The 747-nt window shown below is 26.2% G+C and carries 2 protein-coding genes; both read left to right on the top strand.

Annotation, left to right across the window (positions count from 1 at the left end):
* Positions 1-201, top strand: a 201-nt coding sequence (locus EII29_RS11390) for a DNA replication protein (protein ID WP_125237607.1), incomplete at its 5' end; no start/stop codon positions are given.
* Positions 201-677 carry a hypothetical protein gene (locus EII29_RS11385; RefSeq protein ID WP_125237606.1) on the top strand — a complete coding sequence of 159 codons (477 nt, stop codon included), beginning with the start codon at positions 201-203 and terminating at the stop codon, positions 675-677. The genes EII29_RS11390 and EII29_RS11385, both read left to right, overlap by 1 nt.
* Positions 678-747: the final 70 nt, after the last annotated feature.

Here is a 747-nt window from a genome sequence, read left to right as displayed (position 1 = left end):
CCTTATTTATTAGAATCGAAAGATAAGTATAACAAAGAAGAATTATTAAAAGATTATGCAAATGGAAAGTATACAGATAAAGGCTTATCAAATAGTCCAAAACTAAATACAAATGTATTTCCATATGAAAGAAAAGAAAATATGGGAGTATCGGATATAAACAGCTATTTAAGAAATTTAAAAATGGGAGTTGGACAGTGATGATAAAAAAAATAATAACAATAATAATAGGGATAATATTATTGAATTCATGTGAAGTAATAGGTTTAGCAAGATATGGATTAGAAAAAACAGCAAATGAAATGCGAGAAGAGCAAGAAATTATGGAATGGAAAAAAAGAGATGGTGGAGGAGCAATAGGAGTGGAAAAATATAAGGGGGAGGTAGAAGAAACGATAAAAAATATATCAAAAAGACCAGTAAATAAGAGAATACAATTTGGAGAAACGACATTATTAATACCTGAAAATACAATAATAAATTCTAAACACGGAAATATAGTAGATATGAAAACAGGATATGGTATACCAATAAGTTTTTCTAAAGAAACTGGTTGTATATCTAAAAAAGTTAGTAATGGTAATTATAGTATAGTGTTTTCTTCAAAAAGAGAATTAATTAATAAAATAGCTCAAAAGATAATAAAAGTAAACGGCTTTAAAAATACTTGTAACTAAATAGAAAGAAAAATCCCCCAACATTCAAATTATTTCAACGAAAAAAATATGAGAATGAGCGTAAAGAAAA

This window comes from Leptotrichia sp. OH3620_COT-345 (genome assembly GCF_003932895.1).
Classification (GTDB): Bacteria; Fusobacteriota; Fusobacteriia; order Fusobacteriales; family Leptotrichiaceae; genus Pseudoleptotrichia.
Note: the sequence above shows the minus strand (reverse complement) of the source record. Positions and strands in the feature narration are given on the sequence as shown.